The following is a 20570-nucleotide window of genomic DNA, read 5'->3' as shown; positions in this document are numbered from 1 at the left end:
GCGGTCATGATCGGGTCGCGGTCACGGGTGTTCCTCTCGGCGGACGGGCATGGCCAGGGTGGTCAGGTCGCCGGCGGCGGCGGAACGGATCACGACGGGCCGGTCGTCGGAGGCGATGTCCAGCAGCACCTCCGGGCCGACGGCGGTGTCGAGGGCGGCTCCCAGCCCGTCCCGGTCGAAGGAGAGATCCAGGTCGGCGCCGGTGACGTCGGCGGGCAGCACGCGGTCGCGCCCCCGGTGGCCGACGGTGAGTGCCGCCGCCCGCACGCGCAGGTCGATCGTGCCGGCCGCGGCGTCGCGCACGGCCCCGGCCAGGGCGTCGCGGTGCACGATCACCCGCGTGACCGGCGGGTCGAGGGCGACGAGCATGCTGCCGTAGTCGGGGAAGGTGCCCCCGACGGCCGGGCAGCTGTGCCGCTCGCCGTCCGCGCCGGTGAGGGTGAGCGCGCCCGAGTCGTCGTCGAGGGCCAGGCCGACGTTCTCGTGTTCCCGCAGCCACGCGGCGGTCCCGCGGAGCGCGGAGCCGTCGGCGACGGTGCGGAACGGGTCCCCGGTGCGGGCCTCGGCCGTCACCGAGCCGGTGGTCAGCCGGTAACGGTTCGTCGCCGTCAGGACCACCGCCCCGGCGTCCACCTCCACGAGAATTCCTGTCAGACAAGGAATTTCCGAATCCGTGGCGATGGACGGAAGGACGCGTTCGACGGTGTCGGCGAGGAGCCGGCCCGGCACGACGATCGCCGGCGGCGCCACGAGGCGGGCCTTGACGGCGGAGGCCAGCCGGGTCGCGCGCTCGGCTCGGCGATGCAGCTCGGCGACGTGTTCGTCGAGCAGCGCGGCACCGGACTCGGCATCGCCGTCGAGGATCCGGCCGACGTCGTCGAGCGAGACGTCGAGTTCGCGGAGCTGACGGATCGTCACCGCTCGTTCGCGCTGGTCGACCGTGTAGTACCGGTAGCCGGTGACGGGATCGACCACGGCGGGCACGAGCAGCCGGCAGTCGCCGTAGAACCGCAGCGCTCCCGGAGTGAGCCCGCTGAGCCGGGCCATGGTGCCGATCGTGATCAGGTCTGGGGAGGTGGTCACGGCCCCATCATCGAGCTTCGGCCGACCCGAAGGTCAAGCTCAGCTCACGGCGACCGCGATGATCAGGGCCACGATCAGCGCGAGAACGAGCACGGCCACCATGACCGCCATCGCCATCGGCGCGAACGCCACGATCTTCTCCTGCGGGGTGCGCGGCGGGGGACCGGTGGGCCGCAGCCGGCGCAGCAGCTCCGCGGGGCGGGGCACGCCCCGCAGCGGCGTGGGCTGGGGAGCGGCGGGCAACCCGGTGAGGGTGCCGCCGGTGCCCGCCGTGCGCCGGGAACCGACGAGGGTCGTGGTGCGCCGCGCCCACACGGGGACGGTGCCGTCGGCGGACAGGATCGGCCGGCCGCGGAGCAGTGCCGGATCGGCGTCGGGACCGAAGGCGACCGCGGCGAGACGGTCCCGGGCCTGCTCCATGGTCGGGCGGCGGGCGGGGTCCGGTTCCAGCATCGCGAGGAGGACGTCGGTCAGCGGGCCCGTCCGGGTCGGCGGGATGATCTCGGCGCGGGCGACGCGGTGCAGCAGGGCGATCGAGTCGGGGTCGATGCCGAACGGTGGCTGACCCTCGATCGCGGTGTAGAGGGTCGCGCCGAGGGAGAAGACGTCGCTGGCCTCGGTGGGATCGCTGCCGCGGGCGACCTCGGGTGCGAAGAAGGCGGGGGTACCGGTGATCACGCCGGAGCGGTCGTGGTCGCCCTTGGCGCGGGCGATGCCGAAGTCGCTGATCTTCACGGTGCCCAGCTCGCGGCCGCGCTCGGCGACGAGGATGTTGCCCGGCTTGATGTCGCGGTGCACGATCCCGGCGGTGTGGGCGGCGGCGAGCGCGTCGGCGATGTGTGTGCCGATCTGCGCCACCTCGAGCGGCGGCAGGGTGTCGGCGATGTTCATCACCTGGGCGAGGCTGCGGGAGGGCAGATGCTCCATGACGAGCCACGGCTCGCCGGAGTGGAGGGCGACGTCGTACATCGAGATGGCGTGCTCGTGGGTGAGGCGGGCGGCGATCCGGCCCTCGCGCAGCGTGCGGCGGCGGATCTCCTCGGCGGCCTCCGTGGGCAGGCCCACGGTCGAGGTGACCTGCTTGACGGCCACGTCCCGGTCGAGCAGGGTGTCGTGCGCGAGCCAGACCGCGCCCATGCCACCGCCGCCGAGTTTGGAGACGAGCCGATAACGTCCGGCCACCAGCTGATCCGGGCCGACGACGCTTGCCGCTCGCTCCTGTTCCGCCACCTTGACGAGGGTAGTGGATGCCACGGTGGGCCATCGCTTGACGGGCGCCCCCGGCGTCGGGTCTACTGAACCTGTTCGAATACGTGTTCGAACAATCGCGTCTTCCCCGCGGTTTGTCGGTGGGCCGTGCTATACGCGGCCGGCGCAGGGTGAGGGGAGTTCGTGTGGGTGAGGTGGCCGAGTTTCCGGTCGAGGGCGGGTCGCAGGCCCCGGCGGGGCTCCCCCGGCAGGAACGGCTCGAGGCGTTGCGGCGGCAGATCGCCGCGATTCCTGCGAGAGGGGAGAGCGCTCGTCCCGGCCCCGCCGAGCCCGCGGCGTCCCCGGTGCCGGTCGACCGGCTGCTTCCGGTGCCCGAGCCGCTCGCACGGCTGCTCCCGGACGGTGGCCTGGTCCGAGGATCCGTCGTAAGTTTCTCCGGGGCAATGTCTTTGCTGATCGGTGTGCTGGCCTCGGCCACCGCCGCCGGTGGGCACGCCGCCGTCGTCGGTCATCGCCGCCTCGGCCTGCTCGCCGCCGCCGAGATGGGGGCCGAACTGAGCCGGATTGCGCTGATCCCCGAGCCCGGACCGGATCCGGTGGAGGTGGCCGCCGTCCTGCTCGACGGCATGGACCTCGTCGTCCTCGGCCTCGGGGGCGCCGTGGTGCCGCCGTCGCGGACCCGGGCGGTGGTCGCGCGGGCCCGCAGCAAGGGCGCGGCCCTGGTGGTCACCGACGGCCGGTGGGACGGAGCGCACGTGCGGCTCGAGGCTGCGGTGCACGGCTACCGGGGACTGTCGGCCCCGGCCCGGGGCAGGCTGTGCGGCACCGGGCTTTCCGTGCGCGCGCAGGGCCGTGCCTTCCAGCCCCGTGCGGCGCGAATAGACTTGTGTGCCGGGCGAACCGGAGTGGAGTGGCGGCCCGGCGAACCGGCGCGGGTGGGGAGTGCGCCCCGCCCGGCCGAGGTGGCGCGGTGAGCGAATCCGGTCCGGCCCGGGTGGTGGCCCTGTGGTGCCCGGACTGGCCGGCGATCGCCGCCGCCGCGGCTGCCGACCTGCCGCCCACGGCGCCGGTGGCGGTGATCTCGGCCAACCGCGTGGCGGCCTGTTCCGTGCCGGCCCGGGCCGCCGGCGTGCGACGGGGCCTGCGTCGACGCGAGGCCCAGGCTCGGTGCCCGGATTTGTATGTCGCCCAGGATGATCCGGACCGCGACGCCCGGTTGTTCGAGCCGGTGGTGGCGGCGATCGACGCGGCGGCACCCGGCGTGGAGGTGCTGCGCCCCGGTCTGGTGGTGCTCGCTGCACGCGGCGTCGTGCGCTGGTTCGGTTCCGAGGAGGCGGCGGCCGAGCGGCTGCTCGACGAGGTGGCCGCCACCGGCGTCGAATGCCAGGTCGGCATCGCCGACGAGCTGTTCACCGCGGTGCTCGCCGCCCGCCACGCCCGCCTCGTCCCACCCGGCGGGGACGAGGAATTCCTTGCACCCCTCAATATTTCGGAGATCTGCGTGGAGCCGTCCCTGGCCGCGCCGGACCGCGTCGACCTGGTGGACCTGCTGAAACGGCTCGGTCTGCGCACGATCGGGGCGTTCGCCGCGCTGTCGCCGGCCGACGTCGCCTCCCGCTTCGGTGCGGACGCCGTCGCCGCGCACCGCAGCGCACGGGCACGGCCGCAGCGACCGCCGTCCGGTCGTGCCCTGCCGCCCGATCTGGTGGTGGAGCGCCCCTGCGATCCGCCGCTCGAACGGGTCGACTCGGCCGCCTTCGCCGGCCGGGCGCTTGCCGCGCTGCTGCACACCCGGCTGGCCGCGGCGGGGGTGGCCTGCACCCGGCTGCTGGTGGCCGCCCGCACCGGCAACGGTGAGGAGCTGGCCCGGACGTGGCGCTGCGCCGAACCGCTGACCCCGGACGGCACCGCCGACCGGGTGCGCTGGCAGCTCGACGGCTGGCTCACCGGGCACAGCGCGGCCCGCCCCACCGCCGGGATCGTGCTGCTGCGGCTCGAACCGGTGGAGGTGGTGGCGGCGGGGGCGCTCCAGCTGGGCCTGTGGGGTGGGGTCGGCGACGAGGACGAACGGGCCCGGCGCGCCCTGGTGCGGGTGCAGGGACTGCTCGGTGGCGAAGCCGTGCTCGTGGGGGTGCTCAGCGGCGGACGTGGCCCACTGGAACGGGTGACCCTTGTGCCGCTGGGGGAGGAGCGGGTGCCGGCGACGGATCCGTCGGCGCCGTGGCCGGGTCGGCTGCCCCCGCCCGCCCCGGCGGTGGTGCTCACCACCCTGCCCCCGATCGCGCTCGAGGACGCGTCGGGCACCCCGGTGACGGTGACCGAGCGCGGTCTGCTCAGCGGCGATCCCGTCCGGCTGAGCTGGGGCAGCCGCAGCTGGCGGGTGCACGCCTGGGCCGGGCCGTGGCCGGTGGACGAGTACTGGTGGGACCCGGCCGCGGCACGGGCGGCGGCGCGGCTGCAGGTGCGGCTCGAGGAGTCCCGGGCCCTGCTGGTGATCCACGTCGGCGACCGCTGGCATGTGGAGGGCGTCTACGAGTGAGTACCCTCGGTTGACGTGGAGACTAGTGTGCTGACGGCCGCGCCGAACGGTGTGGCGATCGCCTACCGGGATTCGGCTCCCAGGACGGGCCACCACCCGGTGCCGGTGATGCTGGTGCACGGGATGGGCGGCGACGGACGCACGTGGGACCGGTTCGCCCGGTCCCTGCTCGCGGCCGGCCGGCGGGTCGTCGCGGTGGACCTGCGCGGCCACGGGCGCAGCGCTCGCGCCGCGTCCTACCGCTTCGACGAGTTCGGCGCCGACGTGCTCGGGCTCTGCGAACACCTGGGCCTCGAGACGGTCGACCTCGTCGGGCATTCCCTCGGCGGGCACACCGGATCCCTCGTCGCGCAGCAGCGCCCGGGCCTGGTGCGGCGCCTGGTGCTCGAGGAGGCGCCGCTGCCGCTGCGCCCGGGCGATCCGCCGCAGGTGCTCGGCGGGCGCCTGCCGTCGCCGGCCGAGCTGTGGCACGCCTCGACGAGCCTGCTGCGTAATCCGCGCGCGACGTTCGCCTTCGACCGCTCCATGACCGGCTCGGCGCTCACCCAGTTCCGCGCGCCGAATCCGCGGTGGTGGGAACATCTTCCGCGGATCACCGCACCGACGATGATCCTGCGGGGCGGGCCGGGCAGCATGGTCGATCCGACCCGGCTCGAGGCCGCGGTGGACGTCCTCGGCGACGTCGCGGTCCACGACTTCACCTGCGGTCACAGCATCCACCGCGATCGGCACCGCGAGTTCGAGGCCGCCGTGCTGCCCTTCCTCGCCTGAGCACTCGTTCCGCAACGACAGAGCTTCCGGACGGCGACAACCGTCGCGACGGTTGTCGCCGTCCGGAACCTGTTGCCGGTGTACCGACGCTATTCCAGCCAGATGCGGCGATCGAAGCCGCCGCGCTCGGCGCGCTTGGCGGTGGCCGCGGCAGCCACCTCGTCGGCGGCGATCCCGAATGCGGCGAGCAGGGACGTGAACACCTCGTGCACGTCGGCGAGTTCGCCGAGCCGCTCGTCGCCGTTGTGCGCCTCCCGCAGCTCGTGTGCTTCCTCGACCAGCTTGTCGAGCAGGGCGCTGCGGTACTCGTCCCGATCGAGTACACGGGTGCGCGCCACCCGGCCGTCGGCCTCGATGATGTCGGGAATCCGGTCGCGGACCAGCTTGCCCATCATGATTCCTCCCGCTGCGCTACCGTGGCGGGGTGGACGGTACCGGACCACCCACGGACGCCCTCGCGCTCGGTCAGCGCGTCGTCGCCGTCCTCGAGACCGGTGCCCGGACCGCCACTTACAAGCTTGCGACCCTTTCGGCACTCGTCGGCTTCTGCGTCGAACATCTGCCGGCGGACCCGGCCGCGGCACTCGACGTGCCGATCGACGCCCTGGCCGAGCGGGTGATCGACCTGTACTGGCCCCAGGTCCGTCCGTTCGACGGGCACCGGTTGCGCCAGTCCTCGCAGCCGAAGGCTCGGATCCTGGCGGCGGTGGAGGTGCTGCGCGGCGCGGCGAACGCCGGCGGGGTGGTCGGCCTGTCCATCGCGAGGCTGCGGATGCCCGACTTGTACCGCGAGACCGTCGCGGAGGTCGCGCTCACACTCGCGCAGCAACCGCTGTACCGGCTGCAGCGGCTGCCGGGCGGACGTGGCGAACCGTTCCTCTACGACGACTCCTGGTTGCACTCCGGAATCACCCGAGCGGCGATTGCCCGGCACGGTGGCGTAATCCGCCTGTTTCCGGGGGTCGCGGCGGCGCTGGCCCGCCTGTCCGGTCTGCTCACCCCGACACTGGAGATCCTGTGGGTTCAGGACGTGCGCCGCTACAACGCCTTTCTCGACGAGGACGTTCCCGACATCGCGGGGCACCTGTTCGGCCGTGACCGCGTCTCGCTCACGAAGCCGCGAGTGGCGCTTGGCGAGGCCTTCGGAGCGCGTTGCTTCTACTGCACCACAAGGCTTTCCGACAGTGATCCGGTTGACCACGTGCTACCGTGGTCCCGGGTGCCCCTCGACGGGCTGGCGAATCTCGTACTCGCCTGCGGAGGTTGCAACACCGACAAGCGGGACTCGCTGCCCGCGCTGGCACACACCGAGCGGGCGTTGAGCCGAGATCGCACCGTCCTCGAGCAGCTCGCCGCCGACATCGGCTGGCCGACCCAGTACGACCGCACTCTTGCCGCCGCCCGCGGCCTGTACCGCAGCTCACCCCCGGGCACGCCGACGTGGCAAGGCCGTTCGCGGACCGGAACGTGGGACACGGTATTTCCGCCCGGCTGGGTGGTCTCGACGGTGCCGGAAACCGGGTTCACATGAACACGACCGGTCGTCTACGATTCGACGCCATGCGGCTGGCAGAGGCACTCGCCGAACGAGGCGAGCTGAAACGGCGGATCGAACAGCTCGGCACCCGGATCGTGGCCAACGCCCGGTACCAGGAGGGCGAGGAGCCCGCCGAGAATGCCGGCGAGCTCCTCGACCAACTCACCGACGCCATCGATCGGCATGCGCTGCTGATCGCTCGGATCAACAAGACGAACACCGCCACCCGCGTCGGCGACCGCACCCTCACCGACGCGCTGGCCGAACGGGACGCCTTGCAGGCACGGCACCGTGCGCTGACCGCCGCCGCGGACGCGGCCTCGGGCAGCAGGGACCGATACGGGCGACAACTCCGGTCCGAACTGGCATACGTCTCGGCGCTGTCGGTCCGGGACCTGCGGCGCACCGCCGACGACCTGGCCCGCCGGATCCGGCAGGTGGACGTGGAGATCCAGCGCGTGAACTGGGAGGTTGATCTGATCGACGAGTGATCGTGGGCAGCGGGTACCCGAATCGGAAGCGAGCACACGCCGTGGGTCGCGGTGAATCGACCTTTTTGTATCCTCAGGCGCGCGGAGGGCAGCGCCGCGGGTTCGACTCCCGCACACAGGGCAGCCCTGCACGACGCACGAGGGCACGGTGCACGCCGGCACAGTTCATCACCACGTGCTGATCCGAGTCGGGGAGGGCGGGAACGGGGCACCCACGAGCCGTCGGCCCGACAGGGCGCTCGTGCTGCGGCGCAGCCGCTAGGATCGCCGCATGACATGGACCGCGTCCGACCGTCGACTGTTGGCCGCCGCCGCGGTATTCGTGGTGTCGCAGGCCAATATCGCCCGCGTGCTCGGTCCCGCCGCGCCGGCGGTGGGACGGATCCAGACCGCCTTCTCCGCGGCGACATACCGCAACGTTCTCGACGGACTCGACGCGGACACCGCCCCGCGGTATCGCCGGCACTACTACTGGGATCTGGTGCATCCCTTGACCTTTGCCATCGCGCTGCAGGCCGGTGCGCGATCGCTCGCCGAGCACCGGCCCATGCCCGCGCGCATCCGCCTGGTCCTCGCCGTCGCTCCGGCGGTGGCCGCGGCGGCGGACTACGTCGAGAACGCCGCGGGCCTGTATCTGCTCGACCACCGTGACCGCATCACCGACACCACCGTCCGGGCGGCGACGACGGTCAGCACCGTCAAGTGGGTGCTCGCGCTCGGCTCTCTCGCCTACCTGTCCCAGGGTTTCCTGGGCCTGTGGACGCGGGCGGGCCTGCGCCGGCTGGGGAGATGATCATGGCCGACGAGTTGCCCGTCGAGTACTTCCCGGACCGGGAGTCCTTCGCCGCCTGGCTGCGTGAGCACCACACCGACTCGCCCGGTATCTGGGTCAAGCTCGCCAAGAAGGGATCGGCGCATCCGTCGGTGACCTACGCCGAGGTGGTCGAGGAACTGCTGTGCCACGGCTGGATCGACAGCCAGGCACGCAGGCTCGACGACGACTTCCGGCTGCAGCGCATCACCCCGCGCCGGGCCCGCAGCCCCTGGTCGCAGCGCAACCGGGCGCTCGCCGAACGGTTCGAGGCAGAGGGCCGGCTCGCGGCGGCCGGGGCCGCCGAGGTCGCCCGCGCCCGCGCCGACGGCCGCTGGGAGCGCGCCTATGCCGGCCAGGCGACCGCGCAGGTGCCGCAGGACTTCCTCGACGCCCTCGCGGGCAATCCCGCGGCGCAGGCCTTCTACGGCACGCTCGACGGCCGCAACCGGTACGCGATCGTGTACCGGCTGCAGGCCGCGAAGCGCCCGGAGACCCGGGCACGCCGCATCGAGGCCTTCGTGCAGCAGCTCGCGGAGGGCCGCCGCTTCCACGACTAGCCCGGACGGACACAATGGGCGGGTGAGCCTTGCCTTTCCTCCTGCCTGCTCGGCGGCCTCCGCGCTGGACGAGCCCCTGCCCGGCACCGCGGCGACGGCCCCCGGCTGGGTGTGCCTCGAGATGCCGTCCGGCTGGGGGCGCGACGTCCTCGACGGCACCGCTCTCGGCCCCGGCCTCGCCGGCGAGATCTCGGCCGCGGCCGACGCCGCCGGAGTGCGGTTCCTGTTCGTCCGGCGGCCCGGTCGTGACACCGCCCGCCGCGGCGACGGCCGCACCGTGCTCCTGGCCCGCTCCGATCCGGGCGGCAGCTGGTGCGAGCGGCTGGAGGTCGGGGAGCCGAAGGAACTGCTCGACCTGATCCCGCGCGTCGTCGCCGGCCCGGCGCCCGGCCTCGGCCGTGCGCAGGACCGGCCCGTCGCGCTGGTGTGCGCCCACGGCAAACGGGACCGGTGCTGCGCCGTGCTGGGGCGCCCCGTGGCGGCGGCGCTGGCTGCGGAGTTCGGCGACGACGTGTGGGAGTGTTCGCACACCGGCGGGCACCGCTTCGCCCCGTCGCTGATCCTGCTGCCCACGGGCTACACCTACGGCCGGCTCGACCTCGCGCAGAGCCGGGACGCCGTGGCGGCCGCCGCTCGCGGCGAGGTGTATCTGCCGGGGTTGCGGGGGCGCAGCAGCTGGTCCGCGGCCGGGCAGGTCGCCGAGATCGCCGTGCGGGGGCAGGTGCCCGCGGATGCGGACGCGCTCGTCGTCGACGAGGGCGACGCCGGAACGGTGGTGCGGCACCGCGACGGTCGCCGCTGGCGCGTGCGGGTCGAGACCCGGCAGTTGCCGCCGCGTCCGGTCAGCTGCGGCGCCGATCCGAAGCCGGTGCGACCGCTGATAGCGACGGAGACAACTGCGCTCTAGTGCGGTTTGTCCTTCGGTCAGCTCCGGCCCCCCGAAGGACACACCGGCGGCGCAGCCGCCTCACCAGTGCACGCCGGGCAGCAGCCGGCCGATCCGGCGCAGCACCGCAGGGTTCGGCAGCACCGGACGGGGCAGCGCCCGCGGCTGCGGGGGTGCGTCGGCGGAGGCGCACTGCTCGCCGCGCGCGGCGGGTGCGTCGGGGTAGGCGTGGTAGTAGAGCGAGAACATCCGGTCCCGCAGGCCCGGCGCGAAGATGCCGCCGAGCTCGCCGAGGGTGCCGATCGGCACGTCGATGCGCTTGGGCCGTTCGACGAGGGCCCGGACCACCATCCGCGCGGCGTCCTCCGGGCTGATCGCCGGACCCGGGTTGTACGCCCCGCTGGGCTCGATCATGGGGGTGCGCACGAGCGGCATGTGAATGGTGGTGAAAGTGATTCCGTCGTCCCGGGTTTCGGAGGCGGCGACGTCGGCGAACCCCTCGAGCGCGGACTTCGAGGCGATGTACGCGGCGTATCGCGGGGTGCGGGCCTGCACCCCGGCGGTGCTGATGTTCACGATGTGCCCGAACCGCCGTGCGCGCATGTGCGGCACCAGGGCCAGGGTCAACCGCACCGCACCGAAGTAGTTGACCGCCATGGTGCGTTCGAAGTCGTGCAGCCGGTCCGTCGAGTGGTACAGCCCGCGCCGGATGGAGCGTCCCGCGTTGTTGACGAGCATGTCGATGTGGTCGTGCTCGGCGAGGACCGCCTGCACGGTGCGCTCCACCGCCGCCGAGTCGGTGAGGTCACACGGATACGCGTACGCGCTGCCGCCGCCCGCGCGGATCGCGGCGACGACCGCGTCGAGTTCCTCGGCGCGACGGGCGAGGGCGAAGACCACGGCACCCTCGCGGGCCGCGGCGATCGCGCTCGCCCGTCCGATCCCCGAGGAGGCACCGGTGATCAGCACGTGCCGTCCCACGAGCGGTCCACGCGGATCGTCGCGGCGGGCACGGTCGGGGTCGAGGTGCTCGCGCCAGTAGCGCCACAGCACCGGGGCGTAGCCGGCGAACTCGGGCAGCGTGATGCCGCTGCCGCGCAGGGCTTCCCGGGTGCTGCGGTCGGCGAACCGGCTCGGGAAGGTCAGCTGGCCGAACACGACCGGTGGGATGCCCGTCCGTCGCAGTGCGAGGCGTCGGGCGGTCTTCAGGCCGGGAAGCGCGGTGATCGACAACAGCGGACGTACCAGCGCGCCGGGCACGCCGGCGACGGGAACGGGGGCCCCGGCCGCGGCGGCCAGCGCCGCGAACACCTCGCGGACCGGTTGCGGGCGGGAGACGAGGTGGAAGGTGCGCCCGTCCAGTCCGGGACGATGCATCAGTTCGACGATTGCGGCCGCGACGTAGTCGACCGGCACCAGGTTGGTGTCGCCGAGGTCGGGCAGGACCAGCGGCAGCCGCGACGGCAGCGCCGCCAGCGCGGCCAGGGCGGGAAAGAAGTAGTAGGGGCCGTCGATCTTGTCGATCTCGCCGGTGGTGGAGCTGCCCACGATCGCGGACGGCCGGTAGATACGCCGGCGCACCCGGCTCGCCCGGACCGCCTTCTCGGCCTCGAACTTGGTGCGGTGATAGGGCGACGGGAAGTGCTGGCCCAGGTCGAGGTCGTCCTCGGCGAACGTGCCGCGGTGATCACCGGCGACGGCCACGGACGAGACGTGGTGCAGGGTCGCGCCCAGCTTCTCCGCGAGGGCGATCACTGCGCGGGTGCCCGCCACGTTCGTGGCGGCCTGCTCCTCTCCGGCGGTGAGGTCGTAGATGGCGCCGAGGTGCAGGACGTGCTCGGCCGGCGGAATCGTCGCGGCCTCGAGTCCGAGTCCCGGCTCGGTGAGATCGCCGAGCAGCGGGTGCAGCCGGGTCGCACCCTCCAGGCGCGCGGCGAGGGCCTCGAACTTCGGCAGCGACGCCGGCCGGACCAGCACATGGACGTCGGCGTCCGGGTGGGTCGCGAGCAGTCGCCCGAGCACGTGCGTGCCGAGGAAGCCGGTGCCGCCCGTGACGAGGTACGTGGCCATGGCCCGAACCTACTGCAAGGTAAGAACGGATTCTAGTGTCCGATGCCGACCTTCGCGTGCGCCCGCTTCATCCACGCCGGCGCCCACCAGTTCGCCTCGCCCATCAGCTTGACCAGCGACGGCACCAGCAGCATCCGCACCACGGTCGCGTCGATGATCAGCGCGAGGATCATCCCCACACCCAGGAACCGCATGATCGACAGGCCCGAGATCGTGAAGGCGCCGGTCACCACGATCAGCAGCAGCGCCGCCGAGGTCACCACCCGGCCGGTGCGTTCGGTGCCGAACCGCACCGCCTCCTCCGTGCTCGCCCCGGCGGCCCGTGCCTCCACCATGCGCGACATGAGGAACACCTCGTAGTCGGTGGACAGGCCGAACACCACCGCCAGGATCAGCACCACGAAGCTCGGCTCCAGCGGGCTGGGGGTCACGCCGAGCACCTCCGCTCCGTTCCCGAGCTGGAACACCCAGGTGAGCACGCCGAACGTGGCCGCCAGGCTCAGGCCCGCCATCGCCACCGCCTTGAGCGGCAGCACCACGGACCCGAATGCCAGGAACAGCAGCACGAGGGTCGAGAGCACCATGATCGCGATCATCGCCGGCATCGACCGCGCTATCGCGGCGTTGCTGTCGTCGACCATCGCCCGGCCGCCACCGACGAGTAGGTCGGTGCCCGGCGGGGGCGGCAGATCCCGCAGTTCCCGGACGATCTCGCCGGCCCGCGGCGTCTCCTCCACGCCCTGTGCGTACAGCGCCTGCAGCACCACGACGTCGTTCCGCGAGGCGACGGTGACGGTCTGCGCTACGCCGTCCACGTCCGCCGCCGCGCGGGACACCGACGTGACCGCGGCCGGGGCGGGTCCGGAGCCCTCGTCGCCCCTCAGCACGAGCGTGACGCCGTTGCCGGTGGAGGGGAATTCGTCGAGCAGCGTCTGGGTGGCGGCACGCGCCGGGTCGCCCGCCGGCAAGGCCGTGTACTCGATCTCCCCGAAGGAGGCGCGCAACAGCGGCGTGGCGAGCAGCAGCAGGCCGGCGGTGATGGTCACCGCGACCAGCGCCGGCCGGCGCATCACCTTCGTCACCACCGCCCCCCAGAAGCGCCGGGCCCGGGCCTCGCCCCGCCGCGCGGCGCCCTCCCGCCACGTCAGCGCGTTGATCCGGTGCCCGAGTATCGCCAGCAGCGCGGGGATCGCGGTGAGCGAGAGCACCGCCGCGCTGAGCACCGCGGCGATCGCGCCGAGGCCCAGCGAGCGCAGCAGCGCCTGCGGGAAGACGAGCATTCCGGCGAACGCGCACATCAGCAGCAGCCCCGAGAACATCACCGTGCGGCCCGCGGTGAGCACGGTGCGACGGGTCGCGGTGGCCGGGTCGGCACCCGAGTCGAGTTCCTCCCGGAAACGGCTGACGATGAACAGCCCGTAGTCGATCGCCAGGCCCAGCCCGATGAGGGACGTGACGTTCAGCGCGAAGGAGCTCACGTCGGTGTACATCGTGAGCAGGCGCAGCGTCGCCAGGGCACTGAGGACGGCGAGGACCCCGACGAACACCGGGACCGCCGCCGCGACGAGACCGCCGAAGATGAACACCAGCAGCACCAGCGTCACCGGCAGCGCAATCGCCTCCGCGAACAACAGATCGCGCTCGAGCCGGGTGGTGAACGCGACGCCGACAACCGAGTTCCCCGCGAACTGCGCGTCGACGCCGGGGACCTCGAGCTTCGGCAGCAGGCCCTGGAACGTGGTGACGGTGATCTCCGAGCCGGGCTCGAGGGTGACGGCCGCCGCCGCGCTGCCGCCGTCCTTCGACAGCAGCAGCTGCTTCGCCGGCGGCGCGGCCGACCAGTAGGAGTTGACCGCATGGGTGGGAACCTCGGCGGCGAACCGGTCGAGCACCGCGGTCACCTCGGGTCCGATGTCGGCGACGGTGCGCCCGGGCGGCGGGGTGTAGATCGCGATGATGTCGGCGGTCTGCGGACCGAAGTTGTCGTCCACGATGCGCTGCACCTCGGCCGATTCGCTGCCGGGGTCGTAGAACCCGCCCTGCGAGAGCCGCCCGAACACCCCGGTGCCCCAGACCCCGGCGAGCACGACGACGAGGACGGCCAAGCCGAGCACCCACCAGCGCCGGTCGACGACGAATGTGGCCCAACGGTTCATGCGGTGCTCCGTTCGCGGTGAGACCCGATGCTCCGCGACTGTAGTGGGGGTCGGTCCTCAGCCGACGTCCCGGCGCCGGAACCCCGCGAACCCCGCCGCGACGAACAGCGCGGCCACGGCGGTGAGCACGGCGAACCCGAGCCACTGCGGCGGCGCCGCCGTCACCACCGGCACGTGCCGGAACGGGCTGATCCCCAGGATCCAGTTCCACAACCGGAACAGCGGACCCAGGATCGTCAGCGCGAACGCGGCGACCACACCGAGCCAGCCGAGCATCCGCGCCTGGGGCCGGGCGCCGATCACCGCGACCGCCAGCCCGACCAGCACCCACACCGCCGGAATCGTCGCGAGTGCCTGCCGGATCAGATCCCCGGCCGGAATCTGTCCACCCCGCGCCGACGAGACGTACGCGAACAGCGTCGCGCCCACGAGCAGCGCCGCCGCGGGTGCGAGCAGCGCGATCCCGGCGTGCGACGCGAAGTACCGGGTCCGGGTCAGCGCCCCGGCCAGCACCGGTTCGACCCGCAGCGCCAGTTCCTCGGCGCGCAGCCGCATCATCACCTGGACCCCGAACACCGCGGCGACGATGCCCATCAGCTGCAGCATCGTCACCACGAAACCGAACACGAGAGAGCCGCGGCCGCTCCCGAGCAACGATCCGAGCGCCGGGTTGTCGGCGAAGACATCGGCGAACGTGGTGGACATGAATCCGAACACCACCCCGAGCGCCACGAACACCGTCGCCCACGCGGCGAGAGCACCACGGTGCAGCCGCAGCGCCAGGCCCCACACGCTCGTCCCCGCGCCGCCCCCCGCAGGCCCGGGCGACGGCGCGATCACGCCGACTCCGAAGTCCCGTCGCGCCTGCACGACGAACGCGACCAGCAGCAGCACCGCCGTCAGCGCCAGGCAGGCCGCCAGCGGCCACCAGTCGTTTCCCGACGCGGGACGGACCTGCTGCACCCAGCCGAGCGGGGTCGTCCAGATCGCCCATCCGTCCGGAGTGGTCACGTCGACGTAGGCGCGGATCAGCAGGCAGGCTCCGAGGATCCCGATCGCCAGGGTATTGGCGGTGGGGGCGTAGGAGCCGAGCTGGGCGGTGACCGCCGCGAGCGCACCGAACACCAGCCCGGACGCGGTGAACGTCGCGGCCAGCGTGATCGAGTTGGCGACACCGCCGCCGACGAGGATCGTCGCGCCCGCGCAGACGACACCGAGCGCGACGGAGGCCAGCGCCGCCCAGGCGACGGCCGTCGCCAGCCGGGCCTGGCGGCCGACGACGCCCGAGGCGATGAGCTCGGCCTGGCCTGAATCCTCGTGCGCGCGGCTGTTGCGGGTGACGGCCAGGATCGCCATCAGGGCCGCGAAGAACGCGCCGAGCGCCCCGGCCCGCCACGCGTTGAACCCGTCCGCGTACGTCAGGTCGCGAGCCGGACCGAACACGACCCGCAGAGCCGGGTTCGCGCCGAGCGTGGCATCGAGGGTGCGCCGGCTCGCCGCGTCCGGGAACACCCAGCCGTAGGCGAGGACCGACGACACCGACAGCGCCGTGATGAGCACGATCCACGGCGCGACGTTGCCGCGGTCCTGCTCGGCGGTGGCCCGCAGCAGCGGCCGCATCCCCGTCAACGATGCCGTCACGTCGGGGCCTGCCCGTCCCGGCCGTGCCGGTGATAGTGCCGCAGGAACAACTCCTCGAGCGACGGCGGCGAGACGGTGACGCTGCGGATGTCGTAGCGGCCCAGCGCCGCGAGCACCGGGCCGGCGCGGCCGTGCTCGACCGCGCAGTGCACGCGCGGGCCGTCGATCCGCACGTCGTGGATCCCGGGCAGCGCCGTCAGCGCCGTCGGGTCGGCCACGGGCGCGGCGAGGACCGCGTCGATCGTGGACCGCAGGTCCGCGCGCATGTCCTCGAGGGTGCCGGTCTCGACGACCCGGCCGTCGCGGATGATGCTCATCCGGTCGGCGAGCGCCTCGACTTCGCTGAGAATGTGGCTCGACAGCAGCACCGTCCGCCCGCGCTGCTTCTCCCGGGCGATCTCGTCGTGGAACACCGCGGACATGAGCGGATCGAGTCCCGCGGTCGGCTCGTCGAGCAGCAACAACTCCACGTCCGAGGCCAGCGCCGCGACGAGCGCGACCTTCTGCCGGTTGCCCTTCGAATAGGTGCGGCCGCGCTTGGTCGGATCGAGTTCGAACCGGTCGAGCAGGTCCGCGCGGCGGCGCCGGTCGAGCCCGCCGCGTAACCGGCCGAGCAGGTCGACGGCCTCGCCGCCGGTCATGCCGGGCCACAGGCTCACGTCGCCGGGCACGTAGGCGAGCCGCCGGTGCAGGCTCACCACGTCGCGCCAGGGGTCGCCACCGAGCAGTTCGACGTGCCCGGCGTCGGGGCGGAGCAGTCCCAGCAGGACCCGCAGCGTGGTGGACTTGCCGGCGCCGTTGGGGCCGAGGAAGCCGTGCACCTCGCCGGTGGCGACCTCGAGATCGAGGTCGTCGAGCGCGGTGAATCGTCCGAATCGCTTGACCAGTCCCTCGATCCGGATCGCGGACGTCATGGGACGAACGCTACTCGTGGACTGCGGTGTGGGCGGCCGGTTCGTGCGGCACGTTCGGCTCCTCGCCCGGGGCAACGACGACGAACTGTCCCATCATGCCGTTGTCCTCGTGCCGGAGCAGGTGGCAGTGGTACATGTACGGCGTCGCCGGGCCGGGGCGGCCGGCGAACCGCATCAGCAGCCGGACGGTGTGCCCCGGCGCGATGTACACGGTGTCCTTCGGTCCGGACAGCGCGGGATGGCCGTCGCCGAGGACGCGGAAGCTCGTGCCGTGGATGTGGAAGTTGTGGATCGCGCCGCTGCTGTTGCGGACCTCCCACACCTCCGTGGCGCCGGCGGCGACGGTCTGGTCGAGGCGCGCCATGTCCATTTCGCGGCCGTCGATGGTGCCGGAGCCGGTGAGATCGATGCGTCGCGTGACGGTGGGTGTGCCGAGATCCTCGTGGGTGGTCGGTTCCCCGGGCACCGGCGCGCTGGGCGCGAGGGTCTGCGCGGCACGCAGTTCGAGGACGTCGAACTCGTCGTCACCGCCGGAGAACCGGGTCTGCCAGAAGTCCGCGCCCAGGTCCGGCGCCGTGCTGCGGAGCACGGTCGTCGTGCCCGCGGGCAACGCGACGACGATCTCGGCGCGCTCGCCGGGGGAGAGCTGGATGCGGCGCATCGGCGCCGGACGTTCGAGCAGGCCGCCGTCGGTGCCGATGAGCAGGAACGGCAGGCCGGCGTCGAAGGAGAAGTTGTAGACGCGGGCGTTGGAGGCGTTCAGCAGCCGCAGTCGGACCCGCTCGGTGGCGACGTCGAGGTAGGGCCGTGGGGTGCCGTTGACGACGATCTCGTCGCCGAGGAGGCCGACGGCGGCGAACATCGCGCCGCCGGTGTCGAGCTGGTCGCCGTCGAACCGCTTGTCCTGCACCACGAGTGGGATGTCGTCGATCCCGTATCGATCGGGGAGGGACGGGCCGCCGGCCGGGTCGTCGAGCAGGAACATCCCGGCGACCCCGCGATAGACGTGGTCGGCGGTGGCGCCGTGCGGGTGCGGGTGATACCACAGCGTCGCGGCGGGCTGGTCGATCGTCCACTGCGGACTCCACGTCGCCCCCGGGGCGATCGGCTGGTGCGGGCCGCCGTCCATCGCGGCCGGCAGGTGCATGCCGTGCCAGTGCAGGGTGCCGGTCTCGCCGAGATCGTTGGTGACGTTCACCCGCACCTGCTCGCCGCGCCCGGCACGCAGCGTCGGCCCGAGGTACGACCCGTTCACGCCCCAGGTCCGGGTACCGGGACCGCGACCGATGTCCGTGGTCCCCCGCTGCATGGTCAGGTCGAACACGCGGACCCCGTCGGGCGTGACCGTGCTGTCCGCGAGCGGTGGGATGTTCAGCGGACGGTCGAAGGTGACCTGCCCGGTGGTGTCGACCACCGTCGAGTTCCAGGCGTGCACGACGACGCCGGCAGCGATCGCGGTGAGGACGACGATCACGGCGACGACGGCGCCGGACAGTTGCAGCAATACCCGCTTCACGAGATCGATACTGCTGGGGCGGGCGCGGCCGCACATCCGGGCGCACACCGGAAATCGGAATGGGGGACAACCCCGAAGGGACCGGCGCGCCTGGGTACTCCCGGCGGACCGAACGGGAGGTTCCTGCGACGAGCGGGCGGTTGCCGGGCGTGCTACTCGGCCGATGCCGCGGGAACCGCCCTCTCGTCGCGAGTTCCTCCCGGTTCGAGGCCGAAGGTGCGCACGAGGGACGGGAGAGGCGATGATTTCGGGGTGACGCGCTGGTCTGTATCGCTGTACACCCCGTCGAGGAACAGGAGCGAGTCCCGTGCGCATCGTGGTCAGTGAGTTCATGAGCTTGGACGGCGTCGTGCAGGCGCCGGGTGGACCGGAGGAGGACACCGACGGGGGCTTCGCCCACGGCGGCTGGTCGTTCCCGTTCTTCGACGAGGAGGTGATGGGGGCGGCCATCGACGAGGCGATGGGCCGTACCGAGGCTCTGCTGTTCGGGCGGCGCACGTGGCAGACGATGGCCGCGGCGTGGCCCGAGCGGGCCGGCGACCCGTTCGCGGATCGGATGAACGCCGTCCCGAAGTACGTCGTGTCCCGGACGTTGCGGGACGAGGATCTGACGTGGAACAACACCACGCTGATCCCCGGCGACGAGGCCGTCGCAACCGTGCGGAAGCTGCACGAGAGCGACGGCGGCGACCTCATGGTCATGGGAAGCCCCACTCTCGTCCGGACCCTGCTCCACGAAGGGCTGGTCGACGAGCTGAGGCTCATGATCGAGCCGGTGATTCTCGGCGGCGGAAAGACGATCTTCCCGGGCGACGGTGTTCAGCGCACGCTCGCGCTGGTCTCCACGGTCACCAGCGGGACGGGCGTGCACGTCTGTACCTACCGCCCCGTCGCCGACGGGTAGGGGAACGCGTCAGCGCGCTGTGCGGATCGCCGGGATCCGGTCGTGCCGGTCGGCACGGACGATGCCGGGCAGCAACAGCTCCCACATCTGGTCGAGGCGGACCTCGAGGTCCGCGCGGCCGGCGAGGACCATCGACAGGAGATACACCCCGGCGACGGCGGAGACGAGGAACCGGGCATGCGCTGTCGGGTTCAGTCGGGTGCTCAGCTCGCCTTCGGCTGCGGCGCGTCGGAACAGGCTCTCGAACACTGTGATCCAGCCCCGGTACGCCTCGGGATCGGCGCGTTCGTATTCGCCGGTCAGCCGCAACCCGGCCTGGACGACCAGGTCTTCGGTGAACAACCGGCCCAGCGCATGGGTGAGCGCGACCAGCTGCTCGAGCGCCGGGGCGTCGGTGTGCAGGACCGCGCCGATCGTGGCGAGGGTGCGCTGTTCCTGTTCGGTGATCAACGCCTGGACCAAGTCGTCCTTGGTGGGGAAGTGGAAGGTCAGTGCGCCCTTGGTCACTTCGGCCGAGGCTGCGGCCTCTGCCAGGGCCGTGCCGTGGATACCGTTGTCGGCGAACAACTGCGCGGCGGCGAGGAGGATCTGTTGTCGTGTCCGGATCGCGCGCTGCTGGGCCGGGCGCCCGGCAGGGTAAGTCGCGGCCGGCGCGTTTGCGTCGGCCGCTGCCGATTCGGCGGTCGGTGCACCGACGGAGTCCCGGGGCATCACCACTCCTCGCTTCGTTGTCCGCCCCCACAGCATGCGTGACCAGGTGCGGACGGGGGTGTTCCGTTCGGGCCGGCCCCCCGAGCCTGCCCGAACGGAACATCACCCTCCGCTCCCTGCGGTGCAACCAGAGGCCCGTCCGTGCCGCGGCGCACGCCACGTTCCGGAGGTCTGTCCCTGGAAGCGCTCTCAGCATACCATCGAAAAACCAGTCGTCCGGTTTTGTTAGCGCATCTGCGTCGGTGGGCGGTCGACCTCGTGATCGGCGCCCTCAGTGCGGTCGCTCTCGACGGCGTCGTGATAGCGCTGCAGGTAGAGCGGCCACCCGGCGTCGTGCCCGACACCGTCGCGGACGGCTTCCCAGCCCTCGCCGTGGCGCTCCAGGTTGCGATGCTCGAGCTCGACCCGGGTGCGATCGGCGGATTCGGCGATGAACCGGACCTCCACCTCGCTGGTCCTGGCCGGGTCGGTCTCGATCTGCCAGCGCCCGTTGATGTCCCAGCTGAACACCACCCGGTTCGGCGGCTCGTAGACCAGCACCCGCGCCCACCGGCATTCACTGCCGTCCACGGCGCGGTCGTAGATGGTGCCGCCCACCCGGGGCTCGAACACGGTCTCGGCGATCGGGACCGCCATGATGTTGTGCTCGCGCGGCTTGATGGCATCGAATCGCTCGACGAACAGCGAGAACGCGCGCTCCAGTCCTGCGTTCACCACGATCTGCTGCCGCACCGCCCCGGCCTGTGTTTGTGTCATGACCCCTCCTGCAGG

Annotated in this window: 19 protein-coding genes; 9 read left to right on the top strand and 10 right to left on the bottom strand. The window is 72.5% G+C overall.

The features are described from left to right. Positions 1 to 21: 21 nt before the first annotated feature. Both ACWPOB_RS26990 and ACWPOB_RS26985 read right to left on the bottom strand, forming a co-directional pair. Complete coding sequence (locus ACWPOB_RS26990) at positions 22 to 1083, bottom strand: DNA polymerase III subunit beta family protein (protein ID WP_455402702.1); 1062 nt, start codon at positions 1081 to 1083, stop codon at positions 22 to 24. Between the two features lie 39 nt (positions 1084 to 1122). Further along, a complete protein-coding gene (locus tag ACWPOB_RS26985; RefSeq protein WP_455402701.1) occupies positions 1123 to 2313 on the bottom strand; it encodes a serine/threonine-protein kinase in 1191 nt (396 codons plus the stop codon). 164 nt (positions 2314 to 2477) lie between these two features. Here ACWPOB_RS26985 and ACWPOB_RS26980 point away from each other — a divergent pair, with 164 nt between their 5' ends. From ACWPOB_RS26980 to ACWPOB_RS26970, 3 genes are read left to right on the top strand one after another with little or no spacing between them, the layout of a single operon-like run. Then, the gene (locus ACWPOB_RS26980; RefSeq protein WP_455402700.1) at positions 2478 to 3266 is read left to right on the top strand and encodes a hypothetical protein; all 789 of its coding nucleotides are present in this window, start codon (positions 2478 to 2480) and stop codon (positions 3264 to 3266) included. Then, positions 3263 to 4831 (top strand): DNA polymerase Y family protein, encoded by a 1569-nt coding sequence (locus ACWPOB_RS26975; protein WP_455402699.1) that lies wholly within the window; start codon positions 3263 to 3265, stop codon positions 4829 to 4831. Before ACWPOB_RS26980 ends, ACWPOB_RS26975 begins: the two co-directional genes overlap by 4 nt. 15 nt (positions 4832 to 4846) lie before the next feature. Further along, positions 4847 to 5602 (top strand): alpha/beta fold hydrolase, encoded by a 756-nt coding sequence (locus ACWPOB_RS26970; protein WP_100058466.1) that lies wholly within the window; start codon positions 4847 to 4849, stop codon positions 5600 to 5602. An 89-nt stretch (positions 5603 to 5691) separates the two neighbouring features. On the opposite strand, the gene ACWPOB_RS26965 is transcribed toward ACWPOB_RS26970, so the two are convergent. Next, a complete protein-coding gene (locus ACWPOB_RS26965; protein WP_100058465.1) occupies positions 5692 to 5994 on the bottom strand; it encodes a nucleoside triphosphate pyrophosphohydrolase in 303 nt (100 codons plus the stop codon). A gap of 32 nt (positions 5995 to 6026) precedes the next feature. Here ACWPOB_RS26965 and ACWPOB_RS26960 point away from each other — a divergent pair, with 32 nt between their 5' ends. From ACWPOB_RS26960 to ACWPOB_RS26940, 5 genes are all read left to right on the top strand, one after another. Further along, on the top strand, positions 6027 to 7133 hold the full coding sequence (locus tag ACWPOB_RS26960; RefSeq protein WP_100058464.1) for an HNH endonuclease: 1107 nt from the start codon (positions 6027 to 6029) through the stop codon (positions 7131 to 7133). Positions 7134 to 7162: 29 nt separating this feature from the next. After that, a complete protein-coding gene (locus ACWPOB_RS26955; RefSeq protein ID WP_100058467.1) occupies positions 7163 to 7630 on the top strand; it encodes a DIP1984 family protein in 468 nt (155 codons plus the stop codon). A 271-nt stretch (positions 7631 to 7901) separates the two neighbouring features. Next, complete coding sequence (locus tag ACWPOB_RS26950) at positions 7902 to 8423, top strand: hypothetical protein (RefSeq protein WP_455402698.1); 522 nt, start codon at positions 7902 to 7904, stop codon at positions 8421 to 8423. Positions 8424 to 8425: 2 nt separating this feature from the next. Next, positions 8426 to 9001, top strand: a complete 576-nt coding sequence (locus ACWPOB_RS26945; protein WP_455402697.1) for a YdeI/OmpD-associated family protein — start codon at positions 8426 to 8428, stop codon at positions 8999 to 9001. 22 nt (positions 9002 to 9023) lie between these two features. Next, positions 9024 to 9908 carry a sucrase ferredoxin gene (locus tag ACWPOB_RS26940; protein WP_455402696.1) on the top strand — a complete coding sequence of 295 codons (885 nt, stop codon included), beginning with the start codon at positions 9024 to 9026 and terminating at the stop codon, positions 9906 to 9908. A 60-nt stretch (positions 9909 to 9968) separates the two neighbouring features. Here ACWPOB_RS26940 and ACWPOB_RS26935 read toward each other — a convergent pair whose 3' ends face one another. Genes ACWPOB_RS26935 through ACWPOB_RS26915 form a run of 5 tightly spaced genes read right to left on the bottom strand, consistent with a single transcriptional unit; the run spans position 9969 to position 18220 of the window. Beyond that, a complete protein-coding gene (locus ACWPOB_RS26935; protein ID WP_455402695.1) occupies positions 9969 to 11957 on the bottom strand; it encodes an SDR family oxidoreductase in 1989 nt (662 codons plus the stop codon). 32 nt (positions 11958 to 11989) lie between these two features. After that, positions 11990 to 14113, bottom strand: a complete 2124-nt coding sequence (locus ACWPOB_RS26930; protein WP_455402694.1) for an MMPL family transporter — start codon at positions 14111 to 14113, stop codon at positions 11990 to 11992. 57 nt (positions 14114 to 14170) lie between these two features. Continuing rightward, positions 14171 to 15754 carry an ABC transporter permease gene (locus ACWPOB_RS26925; RefSeq protein WP_455402693.1) on the bottom strand — a complete coding sequence of 528 codons (1584 nt, stop codon included), beginning with the start codon at positions 15752 to 15754 and terminating at the stop codon, positions 14171 to 14173. Further along, positions 15751 to 16668, bottom strand: coding sequence for an ABC transporter ATP-binding protein (locus ACWPOB_RS26920; protein WP_050035508.1), 918 nt, complete (start codon positions 16666 to 16668; stop codon positions 15751 to 15753). Before ACWPOB_RS26920 ends, ACWPOB_RS26925 begins: the two co-directional genes overlap by 4 nt. A 10-nt stretch (positions 16669 to 16678) precedes the next feature. Continuing rightward, on the bottom strand, positions 16679 to 18220 hold the full coding sequence (locus ACWPOB_RS26915) for a multicopper oxidase family protein (protein WP_455402692.1): 1542 nt from the start codon (positions 18218 to 18220) through the stop codon (positions 16679 to 16681). Between the two features lie 271 nt (positions 18221 to 18491). On the opposite strand from ACWPOB_RS26915, the gene ACWPOB_RS26910 reads away from it, so the two are divergent. After that, the gene (locus tag ACWPOB_RS26910) at positions 18492 to 19088 is read left to right on the top strand and encodes a dihydrofolate reductase family protein (RefSeq protein ID WP_455402691.1); all 597 of its coding nucleotides are present in this window, start codon (positions 18492 to 18494) and stop codon (positions 19086 to 19088) included. Between the two features lie 9 nt (positions 19089 to 19097). Here the strand turns inward: ACWPOB_RS26910 and ACWPOB_RS26905 are convergent, their stop codons facing one another. Beyond that, complete coding sequence (locus ACWPOB_RS26905) at positions 19098 to 19799, bottom strand: ScbR family autoregulator-binding transcription factor (protein ID WP_455402690.1); 702 nt, start codon at positions 19797 to 19799, stop codon at positions 19098 to 19100. A 225-nt stretch (positions 19800 to 20024) separates the two neighbouring features. Further along, positions 20025 to 20555 (bottom strand): SRPBCC family protein, encoded by a 531-nt coding sequence (locus ACWPOB_RS26900; protein ID WP_455402705.1) that lies wholly within the window; start codon positions 20553 to 20555, stop codon positions 20025 to 20027. Positions 20556 to 20570 lie beyond the last annotated feature (15 nt).

It is taken from the genome of Rhodococcus sp. 2H158, from assembly GCF_053764755.1.
The sequence above is the reverse complement of the archived record's forward strand: the minus strand, read 5'-3'. Positions and strand labels throughout refer to the sequence as shown.